Origin of the sequence: Bradyrhizobium sp. (genome assembly GCF_036009065.1) — a bacterium.
Lineage (GTDB): Bacteria > Pseudomonadota > Alphaproteobacteria > Rhizobiales > Xanthobacteraceae > Bradyrhizobium.
This window is the reverse complement of record NZ_DASYMN010000042.1, coordinates 1-8446: the sequence shown is the minus strand read 5'-3', so window position 1 is coordinate 8446 and position 8446 is coordinate 1. Positions and strand designations below refer to the sequence as shown.

Here is an 8446-nt window from a genome sequence, read left to right as displayed (position 1 = left end):
CAGACCGTGCGGACCTGCGGCATCAACGGCCTGGCGCTGACAAAGCTCGATATTCTCGATGGTTTCGATACCATCCAGGTGTGTACCGGCTACCGGCTGGACGGGCGCGAAATCGACCATCTGCCGGCCGGCGAGGGCGCGCAGTCGCGGGTCGAGCCGATCTATGAGACCATCGAGGGCTGGAAGGAGCCGACCGCCAATGCCCGCTCGTGGGCGGATTTGCCGGCCCAGGCCATTAAATACGCCCGCCGGGTCGAGGAATTGGTCGGTTGCCCAATTGCGCTGCTTTCCACCAGCCCTGAACGCGAGGATACTATTCTGGTACAGAACCCATTCGAGGCTTAACGCGATATTACCGGAAAGCGTCCAGATAGAGAGATATGGCTGATTACTACCCGCTGATCGCCCGCGCCATTGCCGGACTGGATGCCAGTGCCCCCGGCGAGCAGCGGCGCGCGCTGTATGAGCGGGCGCGCGCGGCGCTGATCGCGCAGCTGCGCGGTGTGCAGCCGCCGCTGTCCGAATCCGAAATCACCCGCGAGCGTCTGTCGCTGGAAGAAGCGGTGCGCAAGGTCGAATCCGAGGCCGCGCAGCGCGCGCGCGAGGCCTCGCGGGCAGGGTCCCGGGCCGGCGATGCGTTCCGCGCCGGCACCGCGCGCGCCAGCGCCGCTAAGCCCGGCGAACCGTCGCCGCCACCGCGCGCGCGCCAGCCGGCCGCCCCGCCGCCGCCACAACGTAATCTCCGGCCCGAACCGCCGCCCGCTCCGAACCAGCCGCCGCCGCGGCCGCAATCCCCGCAGCCCCCGCAGCCGGCGGTCGGCATACAGGACCCGGCGCTGCCGCCGGCCCGCGACCGACCGGGCCCGCCGCGCCGTCCCGACGCCGCCGCGCCGCCACAGGCGCCGGGCGTGCGCGGCTTTCGCGACATCGCCGCCGACGCCGACGATCTCGGCCGCGCCGCCGCGCAGGCCAGCCGCTCGGCGCGAAAAACCTATGCCAACGTCCCCTCGCCCACCCCGGAGTTCGACCGGCTCGAGCCGAGCATGGAGAACCGGGGCGCCGATCCGGATCTGCCGTATTCCTATGACGAATCGGCCGAGGAAGCCGCGCGCTGGACCCCGCCGCCGGACCAGCCTGCGCCGCGTCCGCGTCCCGCAGCCGACAAGAACAAGAAGGCCCCGCGCGCGCCACGCGGCGGCAGTTTTCCGTTCAAGAGCGCGATCGCCGTCGGCATCGTGCTGATCCTCGCCGGCGCCGCAATCCTGTGGGGACCTGCGCTGGTCTCAATGGTGCGCCAGATGCTGAAACCCTCGGCGGTGGTCGAAGCGCCGAAGGACACAACCACGCCGGCGCCCAAGCCGAAGATCGCCGACCGCGTCGGCCAGCCGTCCTCCTCGGAGACGGTAGCGCCGGTGGCGCAACGCGTGGTGCTGTATGACGAGGATCCCGCCGACCCCAAGGGCAAGCAATATGTCGGCACGGTGGTGTGGCGCACCGAAGCGATCAAGGGCACCGGCAACCAGAAGGGCGATCTCGCGGTGCGGGCCGACATCGACATCCCCGAGCGCAAGTTCAAGATGACGATGTCGTTCCGCCGCAACACCGACTCATCGCTGCCGGCCAGCCACACCGCGGAACTGACCTTCATCCTGCCGCAGAATTTCGACGGCGGCGGCGTCGGCAACGTGCCCGGCATCTTGATGAAATCCAACGAGCAGGCGCGCGGCACCCCGCTCGCGGGGCTCGCGGTGAAAGTCACCGAAGGCTTCTTCCTGGTCGGCCTGTCCAACGTCGACAGCGACCGCGCGCGCAACCTGCAGCTGCTGAAGGAACGCTCGTGGTTCGACATACCGCTGGTCTACGCCAACCAGCGCCGCGCCATCATCGCCATCGAAAAAGGCGCCCCCGGCGAGCGCGCATTCGGCGATGCGTTCGCGGCGTGGGGGGAGTGATTCTCCGCCGTCATACGCGGGCTTGACCCGCGTATCCATCGATCAAATGAGTCTTGCGAAGTGGGATGGATTGCCGGGTCTAGCCCGGCAATGACGCTACTTGAGTCCGCAGTCAGGAAATCGCCTGACCCTCTAGTGTTTTGTATTCTTCTTCCCGTCGATTGATTTCGTCTTTCGACTTCACCAACGCTTCGCTTGACTGACTAGCTCAGCTTCTTGCAATCTGTGAAGCTGTAGCATTTCTTGAACGTTATCTCGAATATCTAAACGCGAATCCGGTCCTTTGTAAGTCCAAATCTGGTTTGAAGTGCAATCTGCGAAAGGCAGTTTCGGATTCTGGAATCTACAGCATCGGATACCTTCAATTCGCGCCGCTCAGCTAGTTCGTGAACGTCATCATGGCCGGTCAAGCCTGGCCAGATAAATTCATCTATCGAGCATAGCTATTCTCGCCCTTAGCCTAAAAATTTAATCTTTCTCCTCTTGACATATTTTCCTTGTAGACTAAATTCTTTCCTATCCCGTCCCTGTTAAAGGGGCGTTGCCGGGACGCTTGTAGCGCGGGGCGGGATGCGGCGCCTGCGGGCGTGGGGGTCGTGCCCTGCGCACTCGGGGGGCCTTGGGTAGCCGTCCGGGCCCACTACGGGGCTCTGCCTTCAATGGCTGGACGGGGCAGGTGAAGGGTGGGCGAAAGCCTGCCTGGATGGCGAGCTTCGGTTCGCGCCTGTGCCGGAAGCGCGGCCCCAAGGTCGAAGAAATCGCCGCGGTGGAGCGCCGAGAGGCGTTGCCGTGTGCCTCTGTTTCCCGGCGATCCGGGAAATAAGCCGCGGCCGTTACCAAGGTGCGCCTTTCGGCGTTCCGCCTCCCTCTCTTCTCATGAGAGCGAGGTCCCCCGACCCCCCCCCATTCACGTGAAGGAATTTGCGGGCAGCGATGACGCTTGCCCCGAGCAAGGAGCAGTGTGATGCGCAACAACACTCTCTCCGGGGCGCGCTGGCGCAGGCGAAAAACCCGACCCGGCGCGGCGTCACGGTCTGGGTGGAAACCGACGGCACGGTGTATTGGGCGGTGCCGGAGGATGCGATCCCGACTCATGGCGACGGCGCCAACCGCAACGACAATAAGTACATCGACAACCGCCCGACCTTTCGTCAGGCGCTGAAGGGCAATTCGATCGGGGTGGAATTCGCCGGCATTTTCCCGACGTGGCGAGGCTTGCGAGCGCGGAACAGATTGCCGCGTGGCGCATTCTCGTCCGCGTGCTGCAGGCGCGCTATGGCATTACCGATGAGCGGGTCTTTGCGCACAACTGGATCGACTACAAGGATGCGCGCTGTTGCGAAGACTGCGACCTTGCGACGCTGGCGCGCGCGCCGCAGTTCCAGGCGCAGCCATGAGTTCGAGACTTGCAAGCTTTGGACGTCAGCCCCATGTCACAGCGCATGACACAACCGACCCGCCGCAAGACGGCGCCGATCATCGACCAGGAGGGACGCGAGATCCCCGCGGAAACGTTGGGGCGCGGCGCGCTCGGGCAAGGCTCGTTTGGACAAGGCTCCTTCAAGGGCGCGCTTGGCCAGGGCTCGTTCGAGTTTCGCAGCTCGTCGGCCAATCCGTTCGGCAACCTCACCCGCGAGCAGCGGCTGGCGCGGCTCGACGCGCTGGCAAAGCTGCTCGACGTCGCCTTCATCGTGCCCGGCACCAATGTGCGCTACGGCATCGACGGGCTGATCGGATTGATCCCGGTGGTCGGCGACATCATCACCACGGCGATCTCGCTGTGGGTAGTGAGCGAGGCGCGCGCGCTCGGCGCGCCCTGGCACCTGACCACGCGGATGCTCGGTAATGTGGCGCTGGATGGCGTGGTCGGTATCGTGCCGCTGGTCGGCGACGCCTTCGACGTGATGTTCCGCGCCAACGTCCGCAACGTCAAACTGCTGCAGCGCTGGCTGGAGAAGCAGCCGAGACTCTGATGGGAGAGGTTGTTGATCGCCGTGGCGCCGCGCCTGCGGCGCGCTCCCTCGCCCTACGGGAGAGGTAAAGAAGGATCAGGCGGCGTCGGCCTTGTCGCTGGTGGCGGCCTCGGCGGGCGGTTCGGGAGCGCGGCGCGCCAGCGGAAATTCGGCGCTGTCATACAGTGTGCGAATGCCGTTTTGATCGAAGCGTGCTTCCTCGACCTGCAGGTAGGCGCCATTCAGCGAATCCGCCGGCAGTTCCTCGATCGCGAAACGCACCGCCTCAGCGGCGGTGTCGAAGCGGCGATACGCAAAACCCGCACGTTTCTTCTTGCGGATCGCGGCGGGAAACAATTCGGCGCTGGTCTTGTAGCTGAATGCGGCCATGGCGGATAACCTTCTCGAAAGAACGCAATGGAAATGACGGCAAACCCATGGGCAGCCGAGTGGCGGCGGGCCGGGCAGATCATTTCGAGGACAGACCCTAATATAGGCTCGTTTGGCGGAAATGCGACTCTTGGCGGAGCAGATGATGAATCCGCGCGCCCGGGGCCGCCGGTCGAAATTAAACCTGTGATTTCAGTGATATGGGCCGGCTCAGAGCCTGCCGAGCAGCACCAGGATGATCAGCACCACCAAAATCAATCCGCCTAGCCCCATTCCCGGGTGGCCCATGCCATAGCCATAGCCGCCGAAACGGCCGCTGAAGCCGCCCAGCAGCAGGATAATCAGGATGATGATGAGGATCAGGCCGAACGACATGCGCATTCCCCTTTGGGCGATACGTCGACGCATGACGACTGCGGGCCTTGAACCCAGCAAAGCACATTGCGGGGGCGGGTTCCATGAGAGACCGATCCAAAACATCCCTCTCGTCAGGCCGGGACAAGGCCGGCCATGACGCGGTTTCGGACCAGTTATTTCGGCTGCAGCTTCAGCGCCGCGGAGTTGATGCAGTAGCGCAATCCAGTCGGCCCGGGACCATCTTCGAACACATGGCCGAGATGGCCATTGCATTTCGAGCACAGCACTTCGGTCCGGATCATGCCGTGGCTGACGTCGCGCTCTTCGTCGACATGGCCCTCGGCCGCGGGCGCGGTAAAGCTCGGCCAGCCACAGCCGGAATCGAACTTGGCGTCGGATTCGAACAGCGTCTGGCCGCAGCCGGCGCAGGTGTAAGTGCCGTTGCGGTGCTCATGCTCGTATTCGCCCGAGAACGGCCGCTCGGTCGCCTTTTCGCGCAGCACCGCATACTGCATCGGCGTCAACTCCTTGCGCCACTCGGCTTCCGTCTTTTCAACCTTTGCGGTTTTGGTATCGGTCATAGGTTCCTCTATTCCGCCGTCAGTTGGTAACCTTGGCATTGCTCACCAGCGTCGGCTTCTCGATGTAATTCTCCGCGAAGATCTTCTTCAGAGCTTCGACCTTCGGGATATCGTTGAACACAATATAGGGCTGGGTCGGGTGCAGCGTCAGGTAGTCCTGATGATACGCTTCGGCCGGATAAAACCCGTCCAGCGGGCCGACCTTGGTCACGATCGGTTTCTTGTAGACTTTGGCGGCGTTGAGCTGAGTGATATAGGCATCGGCGACCTTCTTCTGCTCATCATTGGCGGCAAAGATCGCCGAACGATATTGCGTGCCCGAGTCCGGGCCCTGACGGTTCAACTGGGTCGGATCGTGCGCCACCGAGAAGAAAATCTGCAGGATTTTTCCGTAAGTGATCTTCTTCGGGTCGTATTTGATCTCGACGGCTTCGGCATGGCTGGTCGCCCCGGTGCTGACCATCGTGTAACTCGCAGTCGCCTTGCTGCCGCCGGCATAACCGGACAACGCGTTGACAATGCCTGCGGTGTGCTGGAACACGCCTTGCACGCCCCAGAAACAGCCGCCCGCGATCACCGCGGTCTGGATGCCGTCGGACGCCTGGACGTCAACAGCAGGTGGGGGAATGATCACGGCGTCTTCCGCCGCGCGCGAGGGTGCTGCGGCGAAAGCTGTGATCGCCAGCGCGCCGATGGCGGCGCAGAGCGAGCGGCGGCTGAATGGGTGACGGCGCATTGGGGTGTCCTTGTCGGTGATGGCGGCCGGATTGGCGGCAGTTTAACGCGGAGTGGGCGGTTCGCAATCGGCAGCAGGCCTCTGTGCAGCAAGATACGCCGCAACGCGACTGTTGTTACGGCCCTGAACACACGAGTTCGTGAATAAATCCTGCGCCCTTCCAAGGCCTTAGCATCGAGGGAACGCAGCCCCGGAGAACGGCGTTGGAAACCGGCTGCGGCCTTTTGCTTCAGTCGTTTTTATTTAAGGAATTTGTCCGATGGCGCAGGCCGGTATCCGCAAGGGAATGCCTTCCGTCGAATTGTCGCGCGAAGAGTTCGAGAAGCGCTACCGCAGCCGCTTCAAGGACCCCGCCTTCAAACCGCTGCAGCGCGAACTCGACGCCATCGTCGCCGCCGCATGGGATGGCTATAGCCATTCGCGCAAAGCGCCGGTGACGCGCAAGGCAGGACCGGGTTTTGCCGACCCGGATTACGAACTCTCGGTGGACTGGCTGGCGGCGCGCGATGCCATCCTCGCCGCGCAACGGCGGCACGACGATGCCGGCGAGACCCCGCGCATCCTCCTTATCAACGGCTCCTCGCGCAGCGACCACACCTGTCCTGGCGAAATGTCGAAGACCTGGCGGCTGATCAAGCTGGCCGAGCCGGTGTTTCAGGAGATGGGATTTGAGGTCGACATTCTCGATCTCTCCAGGCTCACCTCCGAATTCGGCAAGCAGATCCATCCCTGCAAATCCTGCGTCTCGACCGCGATGCCGCTGTGCCACTGGCCGTGCAGTTGCTATCCGAACTATTCGCTGGGCCAGACTGACGACTGGATGAACGAGATTTATCCGCTGTGGATCGCGGCCCACGGCATCATGATCGTGACGCCGGTGAACTGGTATCACGCACCGACCGGGTTGAAGGCGATGATCGACCGGCTGGTCTGCGCCGATGGCGGCAATCCCGATCCGACATCGACCCATGGTAAGAAGCCCGACGAAGCCAAGGCGCTGGAATTGAAGGGTTGGCCGTATCCGCGGCATCTTGCGGGAAGGCATTTCGGCGTCGTCGTTCATGGCGACAGCGTCGGCGCGGAAACGCTGCGGCGCTCGCTGGTCGACTGGCTCACCGACATGTCGCTGATCTCGGCGGGGGGCATGAGCGAGGCCGATGGCTACATCGGCTACATGGAGCCGTATGCGACGTCGCATCAGGCGCTCGATAAGGATGAGGCGTTTCAGGAAGACCTACGCAACGTTGCCCGCGCACTCGGCAAAGCGGTGCTGCTGCGGCGGGCCGGAAAATACGAAGAGCCGAGCAAGGGACTGGTCGATCCAAATCCGAAGTGACGACGGAAGTCGTCATGGCCGGGCTTGACCCGGCCATCCATCCGCTTCGAAAAAGCGCTTTTTGCGAAGACAGATGGATACGCGGGTCAAGCCCGCGTATGACGGCGTCGTTTGTTTATTACACCACCACGCTCAGCCGCTTCGCCGCCCGGGTAATGCCGGTGTAGAGCCACCGCGCGCGGCTGTCCTGAAATGCAAAACTTTCGTCGAACAGCACCACGTCGTCCCACTGCGAGCCCTGCGATTTGTGCACCGTGAGCACATAACCGTAATCGAATTCGTCGTACGGCTTGCGCTGTTCCCACGGCAGTTTGTCGACGCCGCCCTCGAAGCAATCGGTTCGAACCGAGACTTTTGTGACCTTGAAGCCTGTGTCTTCATCCGGCGACAGCCGCAGGCCGAGGATGCGCGATTTCGATCGCGATGCCGTGCGCGATTTCACCCGCCAGAGGCCGCCATTGAACAGGCCCTTCTTGCGGTTGTTGCGCAGGCAGACCAGCTTGTCGCCGGCCACCGGCAACGGATCCTCGATGTTCTGCTTCTGCCGCACCCGCATGTTGTAGGCGCGCCTGGTATTGTTGCGGCCGACCAGCACCTGGTCGGCGCTCATGACGCGGTCCGGATCGAGTTCGGCGCGCGACACCACCTGGCTTTCGCCGTAACGGCCGATATCGAGCTCGCGGCCCTCGCGCACGTCCATCGACATCCGCACGATCGGATCGTCCTGCGCCTGGCGATGCACCTCGGTCAGCATCGCGTCGGGCTCGCAGTCGGTGAAGAAGCCGCCGCCCGCGATCGGCGGCAGCTGTGCGGGATCCCCGAGCACCAGCAGCGGGCATTCGAACGACATCAGGTCACGGCCCATTTCCGCGTCCACCATCGAGCATTCGTCGATCACGATCAGTTTTGCCTTGGACGCCGGCGCGTCGTCCCATAGCTCAAAACTCGGCTGCTCGACGCCGGATTCGCGCGCGCGATAGATCAGCGAATGAATGGTGGAAGCGTTGTCGCAGCCCTTGCTGCGCATCACCAAAGCGGCCTTGCCGGTGAAGGCTGCAAACTTGACCTCGCCGCTGACGCCGTCGGCGATGTGCCGCGCCAGCGTGGTCTTGCCGGTGCCGGCATAGCCGAACAGCCGGAAC

At 63.5% G+C, this 8446-nt stretch carries 9 protein-coding genes and 1 pseudogene; 5 read left to right on the top strand and 5 right to left on the bottom strand.

Translation table 11 applies throughout. From position 1 onward, the window contains the following. The 4 genes and pseudogenes from VGP39_RS03065 to VGP39_RS03050 all read left to right on the top strand — a co-directional run. A partial coding sequence (locus tag VGP39_RS03065) for an adenylosuccinate synthetase (RefSeq protein WP_327566633.1) occupies positions 1-345 on the top strand: 345 nt, incomplete at its 5' end. 35 nt (positions 346-380) lie between these two features. After that, positions 381-1952, top strand: coding sequence for a hypothetical protein (locus tag VGP39_RS03060; RefSeq protein WP_327566632.1), 1572 nt, complete (start codon positions 381-383; stop codon positions 1950-1952). Between the two features lie 987 nt (positions 1953-2939). After that, positions 2940-3349: pseudogene (locus tag VGP39_RS03055) on the top strand (peptidoglycan recognition protein family protein); the annotation flags it as partial. Between the two features lie 45 nt (positions 3350-3394). Beyond that, on the top strand, positions 3395-3925 hold the full coding sequence (locus tag VGP39_RS03050) for a DUF4112 domain-containing protein (protein ID WP_327566631.1): 531 nt from the start codon (positions 3395-3397) through the stop codon (positions 3923-3925). Positions 3926-4000: 75 nt separating this feature from the next. On the opposite strand, the gene VGP39_RS03045 is transcribed toward VGP39_RS03050, so the two are convergent. The 4 genes from VGP39_RS03045 to msrA form a co-directional block, all read right to left on the bottom strand. Further along, positions 4001-4294: a hypothetical protein gene (locus tag VGP39_RS03045; protein ID WP_327566630.1), complete on the bottom strand. Its 294-nt coding sequence runs from the start codon at positions 4292-4294 to the stop codon at positions 4001-4003. 210 nt (positions 4295-4504) lie between these two features. Then, a complete protein-coding gene (locus tag VGP39_RS03040) occupies positions 4505-4669 on the bottom strand; it encodes a DUF3309 family protein (RefSeq protein ID WP_327566629.1) in 165 nt (54 codons plus the stop codon). Between the two features lie 155 nt (positions 4670-4824). Next, positions 4825-5232 carry a peptide-methionine (R)-S-oxide reductase MsrB gene (gene msrB / locus VGP39_RS03035; protein ID WP_327566628.1) on the bottom strand — a complete coding sequence of 136 codons (408 nt, stop codon included), beginning with the start codon at positions 5230-5232 and terminating at the stop codon, positions 4825-4827. Positions 5233-5251: 19 nt separating this feature from the next. Next, positions 5252-5968, bottom strand: coding sequence for a peptide-methionine (S)-S-oxide reductase MsrA (gene msrA / locus VGP39_RS03030; RefSeq protein ID WP_327566627.1), 717 nt, complete (start codon positions 5966-5968; stop codon positions 5252-5254). A gap of 259 nt (positions 5969-6227) precedes the next feature. Here msrA and VGP39_RS03025 point away from each other — a divergent pair, with 259 nt between their 5' ends. Beyond that, entirely contained in the window at positions 6228-7304 is a 1077-nt protein-coding gene (locus VGP39_RS03025) for a flavodoxin family protein (protein WP_327566626.1), read from the top strand. A gap of 118 nt (positions 7305-7422) precedes the next feature. On the opposite strand, the gene VGP39_RS03020 is transcribed toward VGP39_RS03025, so the two are convergent. Then, positions 7423-8446 (bottom strand): ATP-dependent RecD-like DNA helicase (locus tag VGP39_RS03020; RefSeq protein ID WP_327566625.1); only part of this gene is annotated, 1024 nt, incomplete at its 5' end.